Raw genomic sequence first — 26,212 nt, 5'->3', positions numbered from 1 at the left:
TTAATTTATTTAGTTACTAAACTATATGTTTTAAAAAAATCTTTGTCCTAAGTAGTGAATAAATGCAATACATAAATATATGAAATACTTGTAATTAAAATAATCCCAATGTACCCTCCATTCCATCGTAATCCTATCGTAGTTCCCTTTTCCTTGACAGTCCCGCTTACTAACATATTAAAAGAAGTAACAGGACTTAATAATACTGCCATGGACCAACCGACCATCAGTAATAACGCAAAAATTTCTTTTTTCATAAGGAAAACCGTAGGATCAAACTGAGTGACTAGCACCATAACCATAATTAAAGGGTGTATCCCAATAAATGTTGTAATGATGATAGATAGCAATATGATGAAAACAAATAATAGAAATGAAAGGTCAAATAAAGAGGACATCCATAATTCCATTTGTTTCGCAAATCCACTGCCAATTAATGATTCTGCTAAAAACCCAACACTCAAAAACAAAATAATTTCATTATTCATGCTTGGTACTGATTTTTTTTGAAACTTTTTAAAGTATGACTTCAACTTTAATCCCTCCTCTCCCTTTGATCCAATTTCAGCAAAGTAATTTAGATTCTAAACTAAATAATCAAAAAAATTTCATATCTCACCCCCGCTTTAAGTTGCAAAATTTTTATATTATATCAAACATCGGTATACCTCAAACTAGTATAGATACTAAACTAAAATTTCAAAAAAATTTATCACTTTCTTATGCTATAAGACTCCCTCTTCTTCAAGGGGGAAATAAACAGCATAATTTCACCTGATAAGGTCATCTAACTTTCAGCGGGAGATATAAAAACTCCCTCTGAAAGCAAGGTTTTCTTTATTATTCTTTTTTTAATAGCTCAGTCAACTTCTGAATGCATTTCTCAAATATTTGAATTTCATCTTGGTTTAATTGATCACTAAGTTCTTTATAAAAATTTTGATGTAATTCGCGATGCGCTTGGAATGCAATTATTCCTTTTTCAGTCAAAGAAATCATTACTGCCCTAGAATCCTCTGGATGAGGGGTCCTTTGAACAAGCTGTTTGGATTCAAGCTTTTTCACAATTTGTGATACAGCGCCTTTTGTCACACTAAGTCTAGCAGCCAACTCACTCATAAGAATGCCACTTTCACAGCTAATCGCATCTATAGTATGAATTTCACTTGGTGTTAACGGACCAGCCTCACCAAATACACGAGGATGTCGTTCAAGTTGTTTAAATTGCATAAATAAACGTCCTAAATGACGACTTCCCATTTCTATATTTCTGTTTGATGGTTCCATGTTTTTTCTATTCATAAAATTAGTTTAGTATATAAACTAATTTGTTGTCAACATTTTTATAACGTATGTTGATGACTTATGCGGGAACATTAATAAGTGTCCATAATAAACATCCATGACAAGGAGGCATCAAATGTTTAAAACAAAAAAAAAGAAACTACAGATTTTTTTCGAGAGTGATATAGATTCTTTCCCTATTCATAAAAAAAGTGCTAAGACTGATAGAAAACACGCTGAACGTAACAAAGGAAATTTGCTTTTATATATGACATTATCTTCTGTTCCCATTGTTTTAGTTTTAGGTAATTCTATGATTATTCCTGTTCTTCCTGATATGCAGCGTATTATGAACATAAGTCAATTTCAAACTAGTCTAACTATCACCTTATTTTCTATATCTGCTGGATTATTCATCCCTGTATTAGGTTACTTATCTGATCGTTTTAATAGAAAATCAATCATCATTCCTTCTTTGATTGTATACGGGTTAGGAGGTGTTTTAGCAGGTTTTGCAGCTGTGTGGCATTCCTTTGGTTTAATTTTAATTGCACGTATTATTCAAGGTTTAGGGGCAGCAGGAACCGCTCCTATCGCTATGGCATTAGTGGGTGATTTATTTAAAGGAGGAATGGAAAGCAAAGCTTTAGGACTGATTGAAGCTGCCAATGGTACTGGTAAAGTCCTTAGTCCGATCATTGGATCATTACTAGCATTTATTATATGGTATGCGGCCTTTTTTGCTTTTCCTGTTTTTTGTCTCATTTCTTTATTAGCGGTCATATTTTTCATAAAAGAACCGAAAAAGAAAAAGAAACCTATGAAATTAAAACCTTACTTAAAAAAAATTGTTGTCATACTAAAAAAGAAAGGCCGTTGGTTAGTCACATCTTTCTTTGTTGGTTCCTTAGCTTTATTCATTTTATTTGGAGTTCTGTTTTATTTATCAGATTTATTAGAGAATAAACCGTATTCTATAGATGGGGTGTTAAAAGGATTTATTTTAGCAATCCCTTTATTAGGAATGGTTTTCACTTCGTATATTACTGGAAGTAAAATTAAAAAAAATGGAGTTGTCATACGATGGTTATTGAATATTGGACTTATGATCTCTGTAATTTCACTATCATTTACCATCTTCTATTATAAAAATATTTACTTGTTTATTACCCTCATTACATTAAGCAGTATTGGTACTGGTCTAGTTTTACCTTGTATCAACACATTAATCACAGGCTCTGTTTCTAGAAAAGAACGTGGCATGATAACCTCGTTATACAGCAGCTTACGATTTTTTGGCGTTGCATTCGGTCCACCTTTATTTAGTTGGTTAATGAGTGTATCTCACCAGCTTGTATTTATCACAGTAACTAGTCTATCCTCAATTACTTTGATTCTTGTGTTCTTTTTAATTAGACCAGAGAAAACGATCAGTTGAAGTTTATTTACTTAAATAAGCATATAAATCACCTAAAGTAAAAATATTTTTTTTCAAAATTTTCTCTAAAAAATTTGTCCACAATTGAGCTGTCATTAATGAATCCTCTAAAGCATGATGTCTATTTGAAATGGGAATATCGTAAATATTCAACAATGTATCTAAATCGTAATTTTGAACTTCAGGATGCAGCCACTTCCCAATGATCATCGTATCCAGGACTCGATGTGAGAGTCTGATTCTTGAGGTTTTCCAAAGTGCAGAATTTAAAAATTGTTTATCATGACCTGTTCCATGAGCTAGAAGTACTCTTTTATTCACAAAACCTAAAAAATTATGCAGTGCTTCGATAAGCTCCGCACCTTTTAATGCCATTTCATTTGTTATCCCAGTTAATTTAACAATATTTTCAGGGATCTCTCTTTTTGGATTCGTGACGGTGTAGAACTTTTTTTTCTTTATCACTTCTGTTCCTTCCACTAATACTGCACCTATAGAAATGATCTCATCACCTTGATTCGGGGAAAAACCAGTAGTTTCCAAGTCAAAAACAACGACTTCCAATTGGTTTAAAGGCATTTCAGAAATCGCTTTTTTGCGTTGATTTTTCATGACAGAACGAATAAATGCCATCTGCTGCGCATTTTGATTGTTGAACATTGAAGACACAGCTGGTGTAATCCCACCTTTTTTATATAAGCTCCACATTCTGCCTAATCCAGGTTTATTCTCCTTCATATTTCTATCCCCCAGTTATCTTGATGAATCAATTTTCTTCTTTATATATTTCTGTAATTTATTTGCGATCTTCAAACTGCTTTTTAATTCCTCACGCTGTTCTTTTGTCAATTGTTTCGCTTTCAAAATACCATTGGAGGTATACATTCCATTTTCCTTTTTATATAACGTTCTATATCTTAACTTAAAGATGTTCGAGAATGCTTTTTCATATTCAGCTGCATAACGCTCAGGAATTAGATTCATAAGCTTTAGTTTATGGATACGTTCTAAAGTGGAAGTTTCAAATAATCCAGCTTCAATAGATAATAACCGAATCCCATTCACCATTGGAATATAAGCACCATATTTAATATCTAGACCTCCCGCTTCTTCCCCATATTGTTCTTTAATTAAATGCCCAAATACACCAAGCAAGATTTTATGACGTAAGGTATTGTGCAGCATTTTTTCTAAAATACGTGGTGATAAAGAAGCTACTTCGCTGAAATAACGTGTTTTAATTTTGTTAATTAATATACCTTGCCCGTAAACACTTCTGCTATCTGCTAAAATCAACAAATATCTTACATGTTCCCAATGAGGATCCTCAAACCATTCATTCATTTTAAAATACCAATCATCAAGCGGTTTATTCCATAGAGGGTTTGTACTAATCACATTCCCTTCACACGGTGGATAACCTGCTCTCTCAAGCCCATGTTCAATAGTAATTGCTAGTTCTTTAAAATAGGACTTTACTTTCTCTTTGTGCTCATTGTTTGGATTTTCATATACGATTCCATTGTCTTGATCACTCCAAAGTGTTTGCTCTTGTCTTCCCCCGCTTCCAAATAAAATAAAATCATATGAAACAGGAGGAGGACCAAAGCCTCTGCCCCTTAATGTTGTTTCAGACAAGGTTATGGTCCTCTGGATAAATAAATCATGAATCTGGTTGATCTCTTTAATCTGCTCAATAGAGGTGTGGAGATCCTGAATCATTTCATTGAATTTATCTCTTTCTTCACCTAACTGTTTAAAGCTTTCAGCATTAGATATTTTTTTATTAAATTCATCCAATGAAAAATTCATGTCTCCATCCCCCTGGTTTCTTACAATTACATATTATTAATCAAGTCAGTGCTTCATCTTTTCTTACTATTTCAACAAATTATTTCGTTTGTTTTTAGTTGTTTGTTTGTTTGATTTGCTCTGGGTAACCATAGCTGCCATGTTCACTTAAGTCTAAACCGATAATTTCTTGCTCTTCAGTAACACGTAATCCCATAACAGCTTTCATAATTGCTAGGATGATGAAAGAAGCTACGAAAGCGAATAGTCCAGATGTTACAACACCCATCACTTGAACTCCTAATTGCTCAAATCCACCACCATAGAATAAACCAGGTTTACCCCAATCTAATGTTTGAACAGCAAGTGTTTCTGTAGCAAATAATCCTGTGGAAATGGTTCCCCATACTCCAGCTACACCATGCACTGATAATGCAAAGATTGGATCATCAATTTTTAACTTTTCAAAGAACTTCATGCTTCCAAAGACTAATAAACCAGCAATGATACCAATGACTACTGCTGCCCATGGATCTACGAACGCACAAGACGCAGTAATGGCAACTAAACCTGCTAATGCTCCATTTAACATTGTTGGAACATCTGCTTTTCCAGTAATAGCCCATGCAATTAATAATGCAGCTATTGCACCAGCACCCGCAGCTAATTGAGTATTTAAAGCAACGTATCCGAAGAACGCTTTTCCAACTTCTAAAGTACTACCAGCATTAAAACCGAACCAACCTACCCATAGGATTAAAACACCTAATGCAGTAAATACTTGGTTATGTCCATGAATTTCATTTGCAGAACCGTCTTTATTAAATTTACCAATTCTTGGTTTTAAAAGAATCGTTGCTGCTAAAGCTGCCATAGCACCTGTTAAATGAACTACCGTTGATCCTGCAAAATCTTGTTTTCCGTGCTCGGATAACCATCCGCCACCCCAGATCCAGTGAGCGACAACAGGATATACTAAAGCAATAAATAATACAGAGAAAATTAAGTATGCTGCAAGCTTACCTCTTTCAGCAAAACCTCCCCAAGCAATTGTTAAAGCAATACCTGCAAAAGCAAGTTGGAACATAAAGTCAATTGTTTGAGGGTATGCATCGCCATCAACTGCTTCAGGATTTGGATTTAAGAAGAAATCTCCCCATCCAATAAATGCATTTCCATCTCCGCCATATATCAAACCATAACCCACTGCCCAAAATACTAGTGTTGCAATTCCGAATGTAAAGATCGTTTTACCTGCAACATGTCCCGCATTTTTCATTCTTGTTGAACCTGCTTCTAACAGGATAAATCCACCCTGCATAAAAATGACTAAGATCGTTGCTAACATTAGCCAGATTGAATTCAAACCGATCGTTGTTAAATCCATTAATCATCACTCCTCATTTTTGATGTAAGTATTGTTAACATCTTCTGATAACCTTAATGTCATTATAGAGGCATAACAGATTTTTGACAATACTTTTTTTTATTTTTTTAATCTAATTGCGAAAGTTAATTGCATTGCACTTTATAATAGTTCGTGTTTTTTAGTTATTTTTTTATATACCTAACACATTGAGTTAGGTATATTTTCCATTCATCAGTCATGTGAAATAACTTTTTATTTTCTTCTCTCCACATACTTAGAGCATAACGTTTGACTGTATCGTTTCTATTTATTATCATAAAGATATACACAAAAAGTGAATCTTATCATATTGTGATGGGATGTTGCAGCTTAGTATTTGTTTAAAACAATATCATTATAAAACTTTAATTAAACAACCCGTAATTTGATTATTTAATTTCATCATTTATATATGAAATGCGCTACAATACCTCAGGTAAAATTAGGAAATAATCATAAGATTCACTTTAAAAAGAAGTTTTTTATATGTGAGGTGATATAACATGGGGATATGAAACTTTATAAAATCGGAGAATTGTCCAATATAGCTGGTGTTAGTTCACGAACAATAGATTATTATACAAAAATTGGTCTTTTACATCCCATTAAAAGATTAGAAAAAAGCAATTATCGATTATATAATGATGAAACTTTAGATCGTTTGAAACGTATTGAAGAGTTAAAGAAAGAAAAGTATACATTAGAAGAAATAAAGGAAAAACTTGATCAACTTGATAAAATCACTGAAGACAAGTTGATCAAGGAAAAACTAACTTTACTACAAGATCACCTAAAACTGGTTGAGAAAGATGTAAAAGAATTAAGCCCTGTAATAGAAAATTTAAAACCAAATCAAGCAAAAAGTATATATCAGCATCTTACACCACAAACTGCAGCATGTATGGAAGCATTATTATTTCTTCTAAACAAAGGTCCATTAATGTAAAGTTATGTCAAAAAAACTACCACAGATATGTGGTAAAATTATACACCCACTGTTCATAGCGCGTGTTAAGACTAATTTTCTTTTTTGGGAATGTACTTATTCTTTACTTTAGGGATACGTATTTACAACAATGGAGGGAAGCTTAAATTATGTTTTTTTCATTAACTTATTGGTATATGGACGTACTCATTTTAATTGCATTTGGAGTTACGATTTGGGCTCAATTTAGAGTAAAAGGAACTTTTAAAAAGTGGAGCAAAGTAGCAAATTCCTCTGGTTTAACTGGATACGAAGCTGCAAGGAAAATGTTGGATGCAAACGGGTTATACGATGTACCTGTTGAAGCTGTAAGAGGTGTTTTGTCAGATCACTATGATCCAATCAAACGAGTTGTTCGACTTTCAGAACCTGTTTATCATGAAAGATCCATCTCTGCAGTATCAGTAGCTTGTCACGAAGTAGGTCACGCGATACAGCATAGTGTTAATTATCCAATGCTTGTACTCCGTCATAAAATGTTCCCAGCAGTAAACTTTACCTCTGGGGCTGCACCATTTTTATTAATTGGTGGATTTTTGTTTGAAGCTACAGGATTAATTTTAGCAGGTGTAATATTCTTTTCATTAGCTGTTGCCTTTCAATTAGTCACATTGCCTGTAGAATTTAATGCTAGTAATAGAGCAAGAGAAATTATGGTCTCTGAAGGTTACATTGGTAACCAAGAAGAGCGCGGCGTTGCAAAAGTGTTAAATGCAGCAGCTTTAACTTATGTCGCAGCTGCGGCAATGGCCGTATTGGAATTGCTTAAGTATATTTTAATTTTAGTTAACAGCAGAGATGAATAATAAATTATAAAAAAGATTATAAAAAACCGCTCAATTTGAGCGGTCTTTTTTATGAGATAATCAATAATGTACTTTTCGAGAATTTAGATGGAGCTTTTAAAATTTTCTATAATAAACCGTTTAAAAAAGTCCGCAACAAGAGGAAGTTTCTCACCCTTTCGGTGAATAATTCCAATGGAACGATTCACCACTGGATCAGTAACTTTAATTTTAGCAGGTTGCAAGGAAGTTAAACAGCTTTTTAAAGCCATGTCAGGTAACAAGCTTACACCCATTCCTGCTGCAACTAGTCCTCTAATCGTATCCGTTTCCTCTCCTTCAAATCCAATGGTAGGTGTAAATCCAGCCTTCTCACAAGCATCCCATACTATCGTACGCAACGAATATTCTTCATTAAACAGAACAAAAGACTCATCCTTTAATTTACTTAAACTAATCTCTTTTTCATTCGATAAGGCATGGTCTTGTGGAAGTATCGCAAATAACTCCTCAATTAATAATATCTCTCCTGTAACAAATTCATCATGTTCTGGAAAAGGAGAAATTAATGCTAAATCAATATCTCCTATTTTTAAGGATTTAATTAATGTATTGTATTTTCCTTGCTTAAATCTAAATTTTACATTTGGATGACTTTTTTTGAATTTTGATACTAAAAGAGGGACAAAATCCACACCTAAACTATGTGGAAATCCTAACCTTATCTCACCTAGCTCAGGATCCATAAATTCATGGACCTCTTGTACAGCTTTATCAAACTGACTGATGATGGATTCAATTCTCCTTAAAAAAAGTTTTCCTGCGGGAGTTAACTGTAAATTTCGTCCTTTTGGAATGAAAAGCTTAACACCTAACTCTTCTTCCAATTGATGTATTTGCCGACTGACAGCAGATTGAGCAACGTGAAGTTCTTCAGCAGCTTTTGTTACATGTTGTTTTTTTGCGACTTTTACAAAATATATTAATTGTCTTAATTCCAATGTAATCTCTCCAAAATATAATTCAATTATAGTTAGTTTAATTAATAAAATTTAATAATTTTTTACTGAGATTTTCTCCTAATCATCAAGGAAAAAATAATAAATCCTGCGAATAATCCTCCTAAATGAGCAGAAATATTGATCCCTGGGCTTATAAAAGAATAAATAATCCCTATCGTTAAAATGACAATGATCGTTGTTCTTGATTGAGGATCTATTCTATGACCAAGGTACAGAACCATAAATAAATATGCACCTAACAACCCATAAATGGCTCCTGAAGCCCCTACTGAATTAACCTTAGAACCATATACAGCAATACTGATGATATTCCCAAAAACACCGCTAGCTAAATAAATAATAATATATTTAACCTTACCCAGCATTCTTTCTAGTGGAGGACCAAATAAAAACAAGGAAAAAGCATTGAACAAAAAGTGATCAAACCCACCATGAAGGAACATTGAAGTAAATATTCGCCATATTTCAAACCCCTCTGCACTATAACTTAAAGATCCTAACAAATATAATACTAAACCATAAGAATAATATAAAGATAGGAATACAGTAATTAGATAAACGATAAAGTTTAACCCTAATATAGTTACCGTTATGGGATAAAATTTCAAATATTGTCGAAAGCTTTCATATCGCAAAAAAATCATTTTTTTGCTCCTTTTATATATTTTTTAAAGAATCGTGTATTGAATTGATTTAATATTGTAATTCATTGGACAAACCTAATTTAGAATGTTTATAATTAAGAAGATGTATACTATACATATTATAAGGAGGAATTGATTGTGACGCAAGAACGTACAGGAGTTGCAACAGTAAAAGGCAATCCACTTACCTTGATTGGACCAGAATTAAAGGTTGGAGATAAAGCACCAGATTTCAAAGTAAATAAAGATTTATTTACAGAGGTTTCACTTTCAGACTTTGCAGGGAAGGTGAAATTAATTAGTGTTGTGCCATCCCTTGATACAGGAGTATGTGATGCTCAAACACGCCGTTTTAATGAGGAAGCTGCTAACTTAGGGGAGAACGTAGCTATCTTAACAATCAGTGCTGATCTTCCGATGGCGCAAGCTCGTTGGTGTGGTGCTGCAGGTGTTGATAAAGTAGATACTTTGTCAGACTATAAGACTAATTCATTTGGTCAAGCATTTGGTGTTCTAATCAAGGAGATTCGTTTAGACATGAGATCTATCTTTGTAGTTGATGAAAACGATACGATTCAATATGTAGAGTATTTAAAAGAAATGACTGATCATCCAGATTATGAAACAGCAATTGAAGCAGTAAAGAAACTAGTTTAAATTTATAAACTAAGTACACTAGATAATACTGTAATTTAAATAGCTATTGTTGATGAGTTTATTTTTCAAAATAGGGGAAATATTTTTGGTCTTATTTGTAGTGTTTTAGTCCAGGTTGCATAAAAACAGAGAAATAAGACCCTCATTTCCCCTTATTTTCATACAAAAAAAAGCTAGAAGTTAATCACCTCTAGCTGTGCGCTCTATTCTTTATATTCCGCAAATTTCTGGTCAATTAGTTTGAAAATTTCTAATATCGTACGATAGTTCGAACCTAAATCCCCGATACTTCCTCTAGATGCTGAATAAATATCTATTGCTGTTTTGATAGGATTTATATCATATAAAGTAATTGTAACGTCTTGCACCCTACCTGTTACTGTTCTTTTTTCTATAATTATTTCTCCAACACTTTTTACTTCATGGACAATTTTATATTTTTCCTTATTTAAAACATAAATAAGTTCTTCCCATAATTTATCTTTTGGTTGTTTAAAAATTCTAGTTTCAAGCCCCGGATATTTAGCCTTATCCCCAGATTGTTCGAAACTTCTAAACAAACCTATTAAATTCCTTTTGAGCATCTATTTCTTCCTCCGTTCCTTGTTTCTATTATCTTATCAAAATTCAGAACGAAGAAAAAGCTTTAAATTATATAGCAAATATGTGATTTCCTATCTTAATCACTTGTTCACGACTCCAGATCCAGTCGCTAGTAGCTGTTTCAGGATTAAAATAGTAGATAGCTTCATTCGTTGGATCCGAGCCATTAATCGCATCATATACAGCTTGATAAGCTTCTGCATCTGGGCTCAGCCACATTTGCCCGTCATCTACGGCAGTAAATGCACCTGACTCAAAAATAACTTCTGAAACAGTATCAGGAAAATCAGAGTGCTCTACACGATTTAAAATAACTGCAGCAACAGCAACCTTCCCTTCGTATGACTCCCCTCTAGCCTCGCCATATACAGCTTGCGCCATATATTGAATATCTTGCGAGCTAAATGATGTATCTAATTCAGGACCGCTTACTTGTGTACTATCAGCACTTTCCTCTGTTGCTTTTAACAGCATTTCTTTTGTTTTTACTCCAGTTATACCATCAACAAGCTCTAATCCAAATTCTTTCTGAAAATAAATAACTGAGTTTTTCAACTCCCAATCATAAATCCCATCAATTTCACCTTTATAAAAGCCAATATAACTTAAACGTTCTTGTAACTCAATCACATCTTCACCTTTGGCTCCTAAATCCATTACTTGTTCAGAAAAAGCACTTGAATAAGATGATAATAATGGACTGAACAAAAGAGTAAAACTTAGACATACTACGAAGCTAATTCTACGAATGTTATACATATATAGTACCTCCAATTGGTTTTGTTTTATTCAGCAACATAGAGAAAGTGATTAAACTATATATGATTCAGTATTATATTTTTTGTTATTTATGGGATTTAATTACAACCATTCCCTAAAAAAAACCCGCTTATGCCGTTCGATTCTTGTGTTTCATGAACCCGCTCTCGCAGGTGGGTTTCCTCAACAATATTTTTGAAGTCCCCAGGATTGGGGCATGACAGCCATACTATTTATTGGAGTCCCGTGAAACAGTCATTGGTTCAAAACAACTTAGAATCAAAACGTACATCGCAGGATTTTGTTGTATCCTTATTATATCATTTCAAAAGAGAATGTAAACCTAAAGGAATCAATTACTAGTTCATGGATGAACTTGTTCATATATCATTCAAACTAATTACTCACTGGCATCCTCTAAATTTTGTATTTTTTTAAAAAGTACATTGAAATAAAAATAAGAACAAAATGCCATTAAACTTCCAGTGAAAATAAAAATAAGAAATGTGAAATATTCAAAGCTTATGTAAAAAATGAGAAAATTTGTCACTGCTACTCCCAAAGAATTGAAAGGTTTTCCAATTGTTAAGAGAAATGCGTTTTTAATTAGTATTCTAAATTTCAAATGAAGGTGAACCATTAATGAAAAATAATTAAAAATTGAAATAATCGTCAAGACTAGAAGAATTAGAATAACTACTGCTAAATATTGCGATAAATTCTCCATTTGATCATAAAAATTAATATTCACAATCATCACTGTAATTAAAATATTATATAAAATACCACCTAACATACTTTGTACATAATTTTCTTTAAATCCTTTAAAATAAGTTTTAAATAGTGGGGTATCTTCATCACCCGTTAGCCATTTTCGTACCACAACAAACATAGCTGCCGTAGCAGGAAATAATGTGAATGGAGAAACAATGCCTATAATAATCAGATTCAAAATAATTTGACTCAATTCTTCCATAAGAAATGAAATTAGTACTAAGAACATAACAGGAATAGAACAAATCAACCAGAGAATATTAATAACTGCAAACCTCATGATCCATTCAGATATTCTATATAAACCACCCATAACACCATTAAATTCCATAATATGACCCCCCTCACATAAAATCAATTAACCTTACTGATTGAAAAGTAATAAAAGTAAAGATATGATAGCTGCTGGACAATTAGTTTAATCAAAAAATCCGTAAATTGTTAATAAGGCTATTGAGAAAGATCTCAACAGCCATTATAAAGAAAATTTTGCATTCTTGTAGATCGTATTAACTATTAAACATGTTTTCCTGCTTTTTGATATTGCTTCTTATCGCCTTTTTCATTAAATCGTGCAGAACGTGAGCTTTTAGAATTTGAATTGCTGTTTTTATACCCACTGCCACCTTTGTAACTATTCCCTTTGTAACTATTGCTTTTATATCCACCTTTAGATCCGCTGCCACTGTTAGATCCTGACGTACGTCTTCTAAACGGTTGTCTTTTTTTCTTACCACGTATTGGTTCTTCAGGAGTTAATTGAATTCTTACTTCCTGTTTATCATCACCTGTAAGCAATTTAAATGCTGCAGCCAATATATCTACGGAATCATACTCCTCCAATAACTGTATTGAAATCCCTTTATATTGAGCAAACTCATTTGATTGAAGTACATTTAGTAATCTCTCAGCCATTACCTTCTGTTTACCTTCTAAAGCTTCTGAAATACTTGGAAGTGGCTTTTTAAAGATTTTATGTCTTGTAACCTTTTCAATAAAGTGAAGATGATCCGTTTCTCTAGGTGTAACAAAAGTCCAAGCTGACCCTTCCTTACCTGCTCGACCCGTACGACCAATTCTGTGAACATAACTTTCAGGATCCTGTGGCAAATCAAAATTAATAACATGTGTAACACCGGAGACGTCTAATCCACGAGCTGCTACATCTGTGGCTACTAATACATCGATGCTTCCATCTCTAAATTTTCTCATCACTTGATCGCGTTGGTTTTGTGATAGATCTCCATGTAAACCTTCAGCTGGATATCCTCTCTTTTTGAGAGCTTCAGATAATTCATCAACACGACGTTTTGTACGGCCAAATACAATTGCTAAATCAGGTGACTCCATATCAAGCAATCTACCTAGTGCATCGAACTTTTGTCTTTCATGAAGCTCTATATAATATTGCGAGATATTTGGTGAGCTTACTTTTTTGGGAGCAACTGAGATGTGTTTTGGATCTTGTAAAAACTGTTGCGCCAATTTTTTAATGTTTGGTGGCATTGTTGCAGAAAACAGCATCGTTTGACGTTGTTCAGGCACCAATTTTAATATAGACTGTATATCCTCCATAAAACCCATATCCAACATTTCATCTGCTTCATCTAAAATAACCGTATGGACATCACTTAATTTAATCGTCTTACGTCGAATATGGTCTAACAACCTTCCAGGTGTACCGATAATGATTTGTGGTTTTTTCTTTAAAGCACGAATCTGTTTTACGATATCCTGTCCACCATAAATGGGTAACGAACGAATACCTTTAAATTTAGATAACTTATTGATTTCTTCAGCAACTTGTATAGCAAGCTCTCTGGTTGGAGCCATAATTAATGATACAATTTTCTGCTCTTCTTTTTGAATTTTTTGAATTAATGGGATGGAAAATGCAGCTGTTTTCCCAGTTCCAGTTTGCGCTTGGCCAATTAAATCGGTCCCACTTAAAGCCTCAGGTATGGTACTGGCTTGAATCGGTGTTGCTTCCTCAAACCCTAAATCTTGAATAGCTTGAATGACTGATCGTTCAAGCTGGAAATCATTAAATGTTGTCAAAACTAGTTCAAACTCCTTTGTAATAAAATAACAAATAACTTAAGCAAATAAAGTGTCCCAAAAATTGATAATAACATCAACAATTTATGAGAAACAAATCAAACTACTTGTAGTTTTGTTTTTGGTTCATTTTTTTAATCAATTGGATAGCAAATAACTTTTCTACCCTAAAAAAAAAGCATTTCCTTTAAGCAAAGAAACACTTGCCTCATCTATAGATATGTACAATCATATCACAATTGTATAAAACATTACAAATGAACAACCAAGATACATTTATATAAATAGAACATCTCCAAAAATTATATCTTTAAGTCCTTTCAGTTTCTTGGGTTTAAATAATTATAGATGTAAAAATCTGACTTTTTAGAAACATAAATAATTTCAAAATATGATATGTGGATATTATTGGTATTTTTGTCGAATACCATTAAAAAAAATGTAAAGAAACGAAAAATTTTCTCTGTTCGATTACCCTGAAATATCATATAATAATACTATTACATCAATGAATTGGGGGAACGTAATGGAATTAATATTCGCACTTTTATTCACATTATTGGGAAACGCAAACGAAGCAAATAATCAGTCAGTAGAACAATTATTGGAGAATGCCGTACAATTTAGAAATTCTGTTGTAGCAGAAGACACAGTCACTTATCCTATGGATGAGAACATAGGTACAGATGAATGGATTAAAAGGGACCCTCAGCCTGAAGGTATTCCTGCTGTTAAAGGTGTCTATTCAACAGCATACACTGCAAACGGTGGAGACAAATTCGACACTATTTTAAAGTTAATTGATGAAACTGAACTCAATTCTATTGTTGTAGATATTAAAGATGATTATGGATATGTTACATATAAAGCAGAAAATCCAGAAATCGAAAAATATGGGAACACAAAACCATTCATAAAAGACGTGTCAGAACTTATGAATACCTTAGAAGCTCATGATGTATATCCAATTGCAAGAATTGTTATTTTTAAAGACTCAGTCCTTGCTAAACAGCGTCCAGATTTATCTTTTGTGAATTCAAATGGGACCGTCTGGGTCAATGGACGTGGTGACAGTTTTGTTAATCCATATGTAAAGGAAGTATGGGAATACAATGTTGAAGTTGCTAAAGAAGCTGCCAAATTAGGTTTTAAAGAAATCCAATTTGATTATGTTCGTTTTCCTGAAGGTTTTGAAAAAAGAGCAGATATACTAACATATGAGCAGCAAGCGGATATTTCTCGAACAGATATCGTCGCAGATTTTGTAAAATATGCTCGTGAACAATTAAATCCACTAGGTGTTCGCGTTTCTGTTGACATCTTTGGTTACGCTGCATCTGTTCCAGCCGCTGAGGGAATTGGACAGGATTTTAATAAAATCTCACAATATGTGGATGTCATTAGTCCTATGGTTTACCCAAGTCACTATTCAACAGGTTGGTTTGGTTCTACTGTTCCTGATGCTGCTCCTTATACTACCATTTATGGTTCTATGATGGATACACATAAAAAGTTAGAAGCCATTCAGGAAAATAAACCTATCATTCGTCCTTGGATTCAAGATTTTACTGCATCGTGGGTTCCAGGGTATATCACTTACGGTAAAAAAGAGGTTGAAGAACAGATTAGAGCCCTAATTGATACAGGTATAGATGAATTTCTGCTTTGGAATGCAGGTAATCGATTTACACCAGATGTTAATTATGATTTACAATGATAACCAATTTTATTCAAATAAAAATGATTTATAAACCATCCTTTTGGATGGTTTTTTTTATTAAATGAATATAGTCATCCCTTCATTGGAATTATATTCAAGAGAATTCATTCTGATATCATCGGAATAAAACTTTAGATTTCAATTTCAAGGAGGCAGCAATGACAAAAAAACGATCAGTCGTATTATGTATTATTATCATAGCATCAATGTTATTGTTTTCGTGTGCTACACCTGAGGAAAACAACGAAGTTACTGAAGAAAATGAAGGAACTGAATCAATTGATTTGTTATCATTCATTCAAGAAAGTGGGGTTATTAAGGTGGGGACAGAAGGTACTTACCCGCCCTTTACGTTTCATGATGAAAAGGATCAATTAACAGGATTTGATGTAGAAATTGCTCGTGAAGTAGCTGCTCGTTTAAATGTAGAGGCAGAGTTTATGGAAACACAATGGGATGGTATGATGGCGGGGTTAGACGCAAAACGGTTCGATATGATTGTCAATCAGGTGGGAATAACTCCTGACCGACAAGAAAAATATGACTTTTCTATCCCATATATTACGTCATCTGCTGTGATTGTAACCGGAGCAGATAATGAAAATGTGAATAGTGTTGAAGATATTAAAGGCCTGACATCTGCTCAATCTTTAACGAGCAATTATGAAAGTATAGCACTGCAATATGGTGCTGAAATTGAACCCGTAGAAGGATTTGCACAGGCTATTTCGCTTATTCAATCAAAACGAGTAGACATCACCATCAATGATCGATTGACCGTTTTGGATTATGTTAAACAAAAAGGAGAAGAAAACATCAAAGTTCTTCCTACACCTGAGGAGAAATCTTCTAATGGTATTTTATTTAGAAAAGGAAATGAAACATTAGTTGAAGCCATTAACCAAGCAATCGAAGATATGATGGAGGATGGCACTTATTTAGAAATCTCAATGGAATGGTTTGGCGAAGATGTATCAAAGTAATTCTTCCTTTATAGATGAAAAAATGATTAGATTTTTCGATATTGCACAGAGCTCCCTACTCCCGTTATTGGAGGGAGCTTTGTATTACACAATCCCTTTAACATTCATATCATTTTGTATTGGATTAATATTAGCCGTCCTATCAGCTATAGCTAGAATTTCAACCATTAAAATTTTTCAAAAAATTTCGAGAGTATATGTTTCTATTATTAGAGGTACACCTTTACTTGTACAATTGTTTATTATTTTTTATGGTTTACCAAATATCGGAATCATTCTTGACCCATTCCCTTCTGCTATTATTGGTTTTTCTTTAAATGTAGGAGCATATGGTTCCGAAATTATTCGTGCAGCTATATTATCCATTCCCAAAGGTCAATGGGAAGCGAGTTTTTCTATAGGAATGTCATATAGACAAGCCTTAAAAAGAATCATTTTACCTCAGGCTTCCAGAGTCTCTGTACCTCCTCTATCCAATACATTTATTAGTTTGGTTAAAGATACCTCCTTAGCTTCACTAGTACTTGTAACGGAAATGTTTCGAAAAGCACAGCAAATAGCAGCTAGAGAAAATGAGTTTTTGTTATTATACGCTGAAGCTGGACTCATATATTGGGTCATTTGTTTTCTATTGTCTATTATTCAGATGAAAATTGAAAATAGATTAGAGCGTTATATTGCTAAGTAAAAATAGCTTTTTATCAAGGAGTTAAAATAATGGTTAGAGTAACAAATTTGATTAAACAATTTGGAGAATTAGAAGTACTAAAAGGAATGGAACTGAACATTGAAAAAGGTAAAATTGTAGTTTTAATCGGACCATCAGGATCAGGTAAAACAACCTTTCTAAGATGTTTAAACGTTTTAGAAACGCCTACCTCTGGAATTGTAGAAATAGATCAAAAAGTATTAGATTTTTCAAACTCTGTTTCAAAAAAAGCAGTGATACAATTTCGCTCTTTAACAGGAATGGTATTTCAAAATTATAATTTGTTTCCACACATGACTGCTTTAGGAAATGTTATGGAAGGTCCTGTCACTGTCAAAAAAATCCCAAAACAGCTAGCACAAAAAAAAGCAGAGGAATTACTTCAAAAAGTAGGACTTGCTAATAAAATGAATGACTACCCTTTTCAATTATCTGGGGGGCAACAGCAAAGAGTTGGGATTGCTAGGGCCTTAGCCATGGAACCGAAAGTCATGTTGTTTGATGAGCCTACTTCTGCACTAGATCCAGAACTCGTAGGGGAAGTTCTGAAAGTGATGGAGGATTTAGCTAAAGATGGGATGACTATGATTGTAGTGACTCATGAAATGCGTTTTGCCAAAGATGTAGCTGATGAAGTAATCTTTATGGATGGAGGCCACATTGTGGAACAAGGCCCTCCAGAGCAAATATTCAATCGCCCTCAAGAAGCACGTACGAGGCAGTTTTTGAGAGTGTTGGAATAGAGAAGAGACCTTTGACATAAAAGGTCAAGGTCTCTTCTTAAGTGAATTTTATTTTTTACTGAACACTTATGTCCTCTGCTCCATCAAATACATTACCGAAAATATCTTCAATCTCTTCCCAATCAATTGAAATTTGCAACTCTTCACTCGAATCTAAGCTTTCCTCATCAATTCGTACATATATCATATTGCTATTTTCTTTATTTCCAGACTCTGTACTAGATGTTGGCCCCTCGATAGAAGCATAGGCATCCAGCACTTGTTCCCCAGGCACATCAAAATAAACTTTATTAATGGAACTTACATCCATTACTTCCGTAAACTCAATTGAAATATGATCAACTATACTATTCTCATCTACGTCCATTGCAAATACTTTATATTGCCCATCCTCGGTTGCTATTTCTGGAGAAATCCCATCGATAACATTAACATTTTCAAATGGGTAAGGAGGCATTCCATATCTGCCTATAGTATCATTCTCTGGATCAAAATCATCATTAAATGAAATTTTAATTAATTCTGTAGTTGTTCCTTCAAGATTGCTGTCTAAAGTTAGTATGACTAGTATTCCAATATTGTTATATTCAATTTCAATATGATCAATATTTTTATTAATTCCGTCTTCAGTTACTTGAAAATCACCTAAATAAATATCAATTAATTCTTGATCAAATTGCAAGGTGATTTCATTTCGACTAATTGCTTTTACTCCATCTTCAGTTAAATTTACATATGGGATTAGATTTATAAATTCTATAAATTCATTATAACTTTCATTCGAATTTTCCATAAAATCTTTAACTTCATCTATTATTAAGTTATATACTTTGCCATGATCTATTATGGATGAGAGCGAAATGTTAACTTTTTTATTATTTTCAGAATCGATATTTACCTCTTCAACGGGTATGTTCTCACCCTTTTCATTACTTACAATATAATGATTGATATCAGTTTCTTTTATTGGCTCGCTAAAATAAACATTAAATTTCCTTGGATCATTTGTAAATTCAATATCAACTACTTCCGGTGATATTCCATCTAATGCCACTGCGTTAAATGGATGCGGTGCAACGTTATATTCATTTGTTGTGTTCTTAAGAAATAAATCATTTTCATCATGAAACGAAACAATAACATTATGTGTTTCAGTTCCAGATAAAGGTACAGAAAGAACTAGAGTTATCAAAGAACCTACATCATTATCTTCAATATCTAGATCATCTATCAACACAAGTTCTCCATCTTCTTTCACTTTAAAATCATTTTGTGAAGCCCCAGCCAAATTTTGATCAAATTGAATTTGAATTTCACTTCTACTAATTGCTTTAACACCATCTCCAACTAAATTCGCAGGTAAGAAATCTCCACTCTCATTAAATGACCATGACCCACTATAAACTTCATTTGAAGCCCCTGAGTAATCTTTAACACCATCAATGACCAACTCATACTCCCCATCTACAAAATGGTTCCCAAATAAGAGCAGCACTTCTCTTCCATCAATTTCATTTATTAAAACTTCAGATACTGGTAAGAGGACAGGCATACCCTCATTATCTAAAGTTAAACTAAAATCATTGTTTGTGGCTTCTTTTATTGTTTCATTAAAAGTAACAAGTAAGGATTTTGAATCTTTAATCTCAACCTTAGTTACTTCAGGTAAACCCGATTCAAAATCAACAAATTTAGAATTTACAACATCCCCTGCTGTCACCCCAGCAAATTCATTACCTGATAAATCCTCTAATAACATCGACTCTATTGTAATGATTGGATGAGATCTTAAATCATTAATCACGCTAGGTATCTCATTCTCTACTTGAAGTATGATAAATTCTCCATCGCCAGCATCACCAAGTTCATTAGGACTCGTTATTGATCTATAATCAAAAGTAGTATATGCATCAATTACATTAAATCCACCAACTCGAAAACCCTTATAATAAACAGAACTAACATCTATTTCCTCACTGAATTGAATCACAATATGATCGATTAATTGGTCTTCTTCAGGATTGGTATTTAGTGAAAATACAGTTTCAACGGGCCCCTTCTCAGGATGTACAAACTTACTTTTATCTATTTCTGGAGCAATTCCATCCTCAGCTGATAAAGTAAATCCTTCCAGAGCTTCTGTTCCTTCATATGAAACCAAAACATTTTCTGCTGTTGTCCCTGATAATTCTTCTTCTAAATTTAGAGTTACGATCGTGCAGCTATTTAAATGATAAACTTCATGATTCAATATATTTTTATCCAATTCGTCTTCCGTGATAGTAAAATCTTCTTTTACTGCTTGAAGATCCACTTCATTGAATTTAATACTAATCATGTTTTTACTATTCGCAATTACCTCTACATCTGATGTTTCTTCAGAAACATCAGATGTATTTGGGTTATTTGAGACTCCACCTCCACCAGAGTTATTATTATTTTCACTACAAGTATAGTCACCAATTTGTTCTGGGTTTTCTTCATCTTCAGGATTATCTTGAGGGTCAGAATCGTCATCATCTGAAGTACCCCCACCTGAAGGACTCCCTCCACTAAACCCTCCAGAAGGTTTCTCCTCTTCCTCTTCTTCTAAGGCTTCCTCACTTGCTTCATTTTCTTCGCTTTCATTTTCATCATTAGATTTATTTTCTTCCTTAACCTTTTCATCAGTATAATATGCACTATCTACAAGAAAAGCACGATCAGCAGATACAGTATAATTATCCTGCGATTCAATCAGTCCCCAGCTTAAAGCAGTAGCTACATATTGTAGTGCCCAATCACTCACTTCCCCAGTTTCCACTATGCTATCTTGTGAAATAGTTGCCCCTGTTTTATAAGCAAATCCTAATACAAACATCTTTATAAATTGTTCATATGTAACTTGATCATTAGGTGCAAATTTGTGATCACCGATTCCATTCACAATTTCTGCTCTGTATACTGCTTCTACATACGGATAAGACCAATGATTTTCATCCACATCAGTAAAAGAAGTAGTTTCCGGGTTATTCGATATATCCAACTCAAATACTAACGCAATGATCTTAACAGCCTGTGCGCGCGTCATATTGTCTTCTAAATGAGACAATCCATCCTCATATCCTGAAAAAATCCCTTTTTCTTTCAATTCTTCGAATCTTTCTTCAGATGTCATCTCTTCTGCTGATGTTATGGATGAAAACATAGATACTATCATTGCCATAATCAATAATAAAGATAATTTCTTTTTCATACTTTGTCTCCTTTAAAGAACTTCCTATATTATATATACAATCTATCAAGATATTTACTATTCTATCATCATTTTCATTTCGTTAATATTTAAATTTTTTCCAAATAAGATGTGGGAAAATGAGTACAAAAAGAACTATCGATCATGATCAATCGATAGCTCTGACATATGCTTTAAACAAATTATTCAAAATACATTATTTAAGCATCCTCCGCACTGATTACTTCAATATTGTCAGAGGACTTAATACCTTCAAACAGATTCCCTTCAGTATCTTCAATTTCATTTGCATCAATTGTGATTTCAGGAGTTTCATCTAAATCATATTTATTCTTTTCTTTTACTCTCAATACTACGTAACGGCTGTCTTCAACTACTCCACCACGAGAGTTATGAGAATTGATCTTAGTATAATCTCTTACGGTATAAGCATCTTTGACTTCATAATGATCAACAGTAAACTGATTTTTATAAACGGAACCTGCATCTATTTTTTCTGTAAACACAATCACAATATGATCGATTTGATCAGAATCTCCACCTTCACTAATTGCAAAAATATGCTCCACTTCATCATCACCTATCATTTTCATCTCCACTTCTGGAGAAATACCATCTATGGCAGATTTAGATGAAAATTCTTGAGGCGATACACCAAATACATTATATGTACCTGGATCATGAATATCCTCTATATCAAATGTTACTTTAACATCAAGGTTTCCTGTGTATGCTATTTCATTTTCAAGTGTAAACGTAATGATTGTACCATCCTCGTTATATTCAACATCCAATCCATCAATTATCATTTCTCCTGTTTTTAAATTACCTTTATCATTGATATATGTACCACGTATGAGAAAATCATCTGTATCGATTTCTATAAGTTCTTGGTCAAACTGAATGGCTACTTCATTTCTACTTATAGCTTCAATTCCATCATTGTGCACAAAAGGTGGATAGTCCCCTAGTTCGTGAATAAGTACTTCTATTTGAAATGCATCGAATGTATTATCATTTACATCCTCAATATCAGATACAAGAAGCTTTGTAGCTCCCAAATGAATCTCGTCTGTCTCATCTTCACTTAACTCAATTTTTACAATTTTGTCATTCTCATAAAAATCAAAATCACCATTAAGTTTTGTAATTGAACCACCATTTTTGAGTCGATAATGATCTGAGTCAAGTGCCGTTTCATTCACTTCTTCATTATAAACAACGTATAGATAATAATCATCATCTCCGTCATCATGAAATTCCACTCTATTAATACCTGCAAATGTTAGATCGTCAATATCCAATTCAATAGCATATTTATCCATTTCATTTTCATACAATGTATCGTCTACAAGATCACTGATTTCTAAGATGATTGTTTTTCCCTCTAAACTTTCATCTAACTCTAAGGTGACAGATTCATAATCTCCAGAAGGTATTAAATCAATATCAACATCAATTTCATCATCATTTTCATCTAAAATGACAAAGCTACCTTCTTTAAAGCTTTTTATTCTTTCACTAAACGCAATTTTTATTTCTGTACCAGATACAATTTCAACATCTGTAACTGTAGGCTCTTCACGATCAGACTCTATTTTCACAATATAAGTTTCTTCATCAAAAACGTTACCCCAATTATCTACTATTTCTATATCGTTCTCTTTATCCTTTATCGTAAATTCAACCTTTCCAGAAGGTAGTGCATGAGCTTCATCAAAAACAACATACACCGTGGTTACTTTGTCATCTTTATCTATTTCATTTTCACTTGTAAATTCAGAACTTCTGTAAATATCATCAGCTTCCCATGAGGAATAAGTATGATAGAAGTGGTCCGGAGTTAAACCCTTCACAGGTTTATTAAATTCTACTTCTACCACCATTGCAGTTGCATCTATAATTTTTGCTATAGGTTCATCATACTCATCTTCATAATCATAAGAATCTTTATAACTAATATTTGTATATCCAGCATAATCTTCAACACCAGAAATGGTTATTTCATATTCTTCTCCATCATCTAACTCTGTATAAAGAATAACCTCAACTTCACGTTCATTATTTCCATTAATATTTACTTCCTTTTTCGATAATTTTTTAGAGCCTGTTTTTACAGTAAAGTTATCTTTGTCTGCTTCTTTTATTGGTTCATTAAATGTAACGACAAAAGATTTTGGACCTGTAAATTCAATTTTTTCAATCTCTGGTAAATCTCCATCAAATGGCTCAAAATCATGCTCATCATCTTCAAGTATATATCCTCGTTCGCTCATTACACCATCAATTTCTATTTCATATTCTTCTTGATTATCCATATCTGATACGATTAAAATCACAGTATTTCTATTCTTTTGCAATTCTGCACGATCAACGTCTACTGAACCAGATATATCATAATTTTTTTTGTTTTCTGCTGAATCTTTGTCGACATCCATATTAAATTTCAGTACAACTTCTCTTAAATTATCTGCTTGAATGGATTTCACTTTCAGTTTACTGCCAGATCCAGTATATTTTTTTACTTTTGCAAAAGTTGAATATGCTGATTCAACTAAAAAATCACGTTTGGCTAATTTTTGATAGTTGTTTTGCTTTTCAATTAAATCCCAATCTAAAGCAGCAGTTACGTATGGCTGTGCCCAAGCACTTAAATGTTTACTATTAGTAGTATCATCCATATCAATTTGTTTATTTGTAACATACTCGTATCCTACTGCAAGCATTTTTGCAAATTCTTCAATGGATACCGAATCTTTAGGAGCAAACTCTTTCCTTCCAATCCCATTAATAATATCTGCAGCTGCGACCGCTTCGATATATTCATAAGACCAAAGGTCTTTCCCTACATCAGTAAATGTTGGTTTATTTGGTATATCTGATAAATCGAGATCAAAAATTAAAGCAATGATTTTTGCAGCTTGCTCTCGTGTCATCTTGTCTTCCAAATGAGGAAGACCGTCACTATATCCACTAAATATTCCTCTATCTTTCAAATATTCAAACTTTTCTTCTGTTGTATTGTCAGCTGAAATTACAACAGAAGTAAACATCGAAAAAAGCATAACTAAAGCAATCAATAAAGAAAAGCTTTTTTTAAACAATTTCTTGCCTCCTCTCAATGTATATCGAAATCGAAAATTGTTCTTTTATTAAATAAACCCTTACCCCCTTCACACTTTCTATAGATAAAACGTGCAGTTTATGCACATTTATAACATCTTATGTTGAATCAGCTTGTATCAGAATGTAGAAAGTTAATAAAGAGAATTTTGCTTTCAACTCTAAGCTAATATGAGGAGGAAAGTTGTACTACTTTCCTCCTCGTAAAAAAACACCAGCCTAAGTTTGGCTGATGTTTTTTTAATTTATATACTGTTTTATAACTTTGCTGCTTCAGTCAGTTATATTGGTTTCGATTACATACCCAGACCCTTTAGTTAAACGTTTCTTTTCAACAATACAACTTTCTAAGACTTCTGGCATCTTTACAAAGTGTACTGCTACAGAAGATTCTGCATAATCAAAAGCTTTCTCATCTGATTCAGCAATAACAACTAAGTATATGATCTGATCTTTTAATTGGATTTCCAACTTATATAAAAACATAAAATACCTTCTTTCGTTTTATTGAGACAAACGCAAGGCTAATTCGAAAAGATCATGATTAAATTCTTTTTTCGTTGCTACTACGGTATCGATATCTGTTGCCACTAATTCATTTTTAATTATTCCACATGCTTTTCCAGAGTCTCCTGCCATTAACTGTCTAACAGCAAAATCTCCCAAACGACTGGCTAGAATTCGATCGTTGTGTGTTGGTGTTCCACCTCTTTGAATATGTCCTAATACCGTCACTCTTGGTTCCATGCCACAATATTCACCTATTTTTTTCGAGACATCTTCACCTTTACCTACACCTTCTGCCAATACTATGATGCTGTGCCTTTTTCCATGTGCAAAGTTGTCCTTCATACGTCTGGCAACTTTCTCTAATTCAAATGGAATTTCAGGAACTAAAATGGTCTCAGCTCCACTTGCTAATCCAGCATATAAAGCTATATCTCCTGAGTGACGTCCCATAACTTCAACAAGTGAAGAACGTTGGTGGGAAGTCATCGTATCCCTTAACTTATTAATTGCATCAACAACGATACTTACTGCAGTATCAAATCCAATAGTGAAATCAGTAAATGGAATATCATTGTCAATTGTTCCTGGCAATCCCATCGTTTTAATTCCTAGATGACTTAGTTTTTGTGCTCCCTGATAAGATCCATCTCCACCAATAACAACTAATCCATCTATTCCTCTTTTTCTTAAATTTTCCGCTCCAAGTTTTTGACCTTCTAATGTTTTGAATTCTAAACATCTAGCTGTTTGTAAAATGGTGCCTCCACGATGAATGATATCTCCAACACTTCTCAAATCCATTTTTCTAATATCATCATTTATTAAACCAGCGTACCCTTTTTGTACACCATAAACTTCCAAACCATTGTATATAGCACTTCGAACAACGGCGCGAACCGCTGCATTCATTCCTTGAGAATCTCCACCACTTGTTAATACTGCTATTGATTTTACTGCTGTCATGTTTCTTCCTCCTTGTGC

The 26,212-nt window shown here is 33.3% G+C and carries 23 protein-coding genes and 1 other RNA gene; 8 read left to right on the top strand and 16 right to left on the bottom strand.

The features are described from left to right. Positions 1–47 precede the first annotated feature (47 nt). Together Q5Y73_RS10565 and Q5Y73_RS10560 are read right to left on the bottom strand one after the other, a co-directional pair. Entirely contained in the window at positions 48–533 is a 486-nt protein-coding gene (locus Q5Y73_RS10565; RefSeq protein WP_305991857.1) for a hypothetical protein, read from the bottom strand. Positions 534–840: 307 nt separating this feature from the next. After that, a complete protein-coding gene (locus Q5Y73_RS10560; RefSeq protein ID WP_305991856.1) occupies positions 841–1,287 on the bottom strand; it encodes a MarR family winged helix-turn-helix transcriptional regulator in 447 nt (148 codons plus the stop codon). Positions 1,288–1,420: 133 nt separating this feature from the next. Between Q5Y73_RS10560 and Q5Y73_RS10555 the strand changes: the two genes are divergently transcribed. After that, complete coding sequence (locus Q5Y73_RS10555; protein ID WP_305991855.1) at positions 1,421–2,722, top strand: MFS transporter; 1,302 nt, start codon at positions 1,421–1,423, stop codon at positions 2,720–2,722. A gap of 3 nt (positions 2,723–2,725) precedes the next feature. On the opposite strand, the gene Q5Y73_RS10550 is transcribed toward Q5Y73_RS10555, so the two are convergent. The 3 genes from Q5Y73_RS10550 to Q5Y73_RS10540 form a co-directional block, all read right to left on the bottom strand. After that, a complete protein-coding gene (locus tag Q5Y73_RS10550) occupies positions 2,726–3,460 on the bottom strand; it encodes an exonuclease domain-containing protein (RefSeq protein WP_305991854.1) in 735 nt (244 codons plus the stop codon). A 15-nt stretch (positions 3,461–3,475) separates the two neighbouring features. Then, the gene (locus Q5Y73_RS10545; protein ID WP_305991853.1) at positions 3,476–4,534 is read right to left on the bottom strand and encodes a DUF294 nucleotidyltransferase-like domain-containing protein; all 1,059 of its coding nucleotides are present in this window, start codon (positions 4,532–4,534) and stop codon (positions 3,476–3,478) included. 94 nt (positions 4,535–4,628) lie between these two features. After that, positions 4,629–5,900: an ammonium transporter gene (locus Q5Y73_RS10540; protein WP_305991852.1), complete on the bottom strand. Its 1,272-nt coding sequence runs from the start codon at positions 5,898–5,900 to the stop codon at positions 4,629–4,631. Between the two features lie 532 nt (positions 5,901–6,432). On the opposite strand from Q5Y73_RS10540, the gene Q5Y73_RS10535 reads away from it, so the two are divergent. Further along, complete coding sequence (locus tag Q5Y73_RS10535; protein WP_305991851.1) at positions 6,433–6,867, top strand: MerR family transcriptional regulator; 435 nt, start codon at positions 6,433–6,435, stop codon at positions 6,865–6,867. Positions 6,868–7,016: 149 nt separating this feature from the next. After that, positions 7,017–7,712: a zinc metallopeptidase gene (locus Q5Y73_RS10530; protein WP_305991850.1), complete on the top strand. Its 696-nt coding sequence runs from the start codon at positions 7,017–7,019 to the stop codon at positions 7,710–7,712. An 83-nt stretch (positions 7,713–7,795) separates the two neighbouring features. Here Q5Y73_RS10530 and gltC read toward each other — a convergent pair whose 3' ends face one another. Both gltC and Q5Y73_RS10520 read right to left on the bottom strand, forming a co-directional pair. Next, positions 7,796–8,692 (bottom strand): glutamate biosynthesis transcriptional regulator GltC, encoded by an 897-nt coding sequence (gene gltC / locus Q5Y73_RS10525; protein ID WP_305991849.1) that lies wholly within the window; start codon positions 8,690–8,692, stop codon positions 7,796–7,798. A gap of 62 nt (positions 8,693–8,754) precedes the next feature. Next, entirely contained in the window at positions 8,755–9,357 is a 603-nt protein-coding gene (locus tag Q5Y73_RS10520) for a rhomboid family intramembrane serine protease (protein WP_305991848.1), read from the bottom strand. A gap of 138 nt (positions 9,358–9,495) precedes the next feature. Between Q5Y73_RS10520 and tpx the strand changes: the two genes are divergently transcribed. Next, positions 9,496–10,014, top strand: coding sequence for a thiol peroxidase (gene tpx, locus Q5Y73_RS10515; protein ID WP_305991847.1), 519 nt, complete (start codon positions 9,496–9,498; stop codon positions 10,012–10,014). Positions 10,015–10,217: 203 nt separating this feature from the next. Here the strand turns inward: tpx and Q5Y73_RS10510 are convergent, their stop codons facing one another. The 5 genes from Q5Y73_RS10510 to cshA all read right to left on the bottom strand — a co-directional run bounded on the left by Q5Y73_RS10510 (position 10,218) and on the right by cshA (position 14,208). Further along, complete coding sequence (locus Q5Y73_RS10510; protein WP_305991846.1) at positions 10,218–10,598, bottom strand: DUF1499 domain-containing protein; 381 nt, start codon at positions 10,596–10,598, stop codon at positions 10,218–10,220. 67 nt (positions 10,599–10,665) lie between these two features. After that, entirely contained in the window at positions 10,666–11,376 is a 711-nt protein-coding gene (gene sleB / locus Q5Y73_RS10505; RefSeq protein ID WP_305991845.1) for a spore cortex-lytic enzyme, read from the bottom strand. 119 nt (positions 11,377–11,495) lie between these two features. Next, positions 11,496–11,679, bottom strand: a non-coding RNA gene (gene ssrS, locus Q5Y73_RS10500) — 6S RNA. A gap of 97 nt (positions 11,680–11,776) precedes the next feature. Then, positions 11,777–12,481: a YesL family protein gene (locus Q5Y73_RS10495; protein ID WP_305991844.1), complete on the bottom strand. Its 705-nt coding sequence runs from the start codon at positions 12,479–12,481 to the stop codon at positions 11,777–11,779. A 185-nt stretch (positions 12,482–12,666) separates the two neighbouring features. Then, the gene (cshA, locus tag Q5Y73_RS10490) at positions 12,667–14,208 is read right to left on the bottom strand and encodes a degradosome RNA helicase CshA (RefSeq protein WP_305991843.1); all 1,542 of its coding nucleotides are present in this window, start codon (positions 14,206–14,208) and stop codon (positions 12,667–12,669) included. A gap of 526 nt (positions 14,209–14,734) precedes the next feature. Between cshA and Q5Y73_RS10485 the strand changes: the two genes are divergently transcribed. The 4 genes from Q5Y73_RS10485 (at position 14,735) to Q5Y73_RS10470 (ending at position 18,363) form a co-directional block, all read left to right on the top strand. Continuing rightward, a complete protein-coding gene (locus tag Q5Y73_RS10485; RefSeq protein ID WP_305991842.1) occupies positions 14,735–15,925 on the top strand; it encodes a putative glycoside hydrolase in 1,191 nt (396 codons plus the stop codon). Between the two features lie 161 nt (positions 15,926–16,086). Continuing rightward, the gene (locus tag Q5Y73_RS10480; protein ID WP_305991841.1) at positions 16,087–16,911 is read left to right on the top strand and encodes an amino acid ABC transporter substrate-binding protein; all 825 of its coding nucleotides are present in this window, start codon (positions 16,087–16,089) and stop codon (positions 16,909–16,911) included. Further along, complete coding sequence (locus Q5Y73_RS10475; protein WP_305991840.1) at positions 16,898–17,599, top strand: amino acid ABC transporter permease; 702 nt, start codon at positions 16,898–16,900, stop codon at positions 17,597–17,599. Before Q5Y73_RS10480 ends, Q5Y73_RS10475 begins: the two co-directional genes overlap by 14 nt. Positions 17,600–17,628: 29 nt before the next feature. Then, positions 17,629–18,363, top strand: a complete 735-nt coding sequence (locus Q5Y73_RS10470; RefSeq protein ID WP_305991839.1) for an amino acid ABC transporter ATP-binding protein — start codon at positions 17,629–17,631, stop codon at positions 18,361–18,363. Positions 18,364–18,418: 55 nt separating this feature from the next. On the opposite strand, the gene Q5Y73_RS10465 is transcribed toward Q5Y73_RS10470, so the two are convergent. From Q5Y73_RS10465 to pfkA, 4 genes are all read right to left on the bottom strand, one after another. Next, entirely contained in the window at positions 18,419–21,598 is a 3,180-nt protein-coding gene (locus Q5Y73_RS10465) for an S-layer homology domain-containing protein (protein ID WP_305991838.1), read from the bottom strand. A gap of 200 nt (positions 21,599–21,798) precedes the next feature. Continuing rightward, complete coding sequence (locus Q5Y73_RS10460) at positions 21,799–24,702, bottom strand: Ig-like domain-containing protein (RefSeq protein ID WP_305991837.1); 2,904 nt, start codon at positions 24,700–24,702, stop codon at positions 21,799–21,801. 292 nt (positions 24,703–24,994) lie between these two features. Next, positions 24,995–25,207, bottom strand: a complete 213-nt coding sequence (locus Q5Y73_RS10455; RefSeq protein ID WP_305991836.1) for a DUF3906 family protein — start codon at positions 25,205–25,207, stop codon at positions 24,995–24,997. 18 nt (positions 25,208–25,225) lie between these two features. Next, entirely contained in the window at positions 25,226–26,194 is a 969-nt protein-coding gene (gene pfkA, locus Q5Y73_RS10450) for a 6-phosphofructokinase (RefSeq protein WP_305991835.1), read from the bottom strand. Positions 26,195–26,212: the final 18 nt, after the last annotated feature.

Origin of the sequence: Chengkuizengella axinellae (assembly GCF_030730905.1) — a bacterium.
Taxonomy (GTDB): Bacteria; Bacillota; Bacilli; order Paenibacillales; family KCTC-33759; genus Chengkuizengella; species Chengkuizengella axinellae.
The sequence above is the reverse complement of the archived record's forward strand: the minus strand, read 5'-3'. Positions and strand labels throughout refer to the sequence as shown.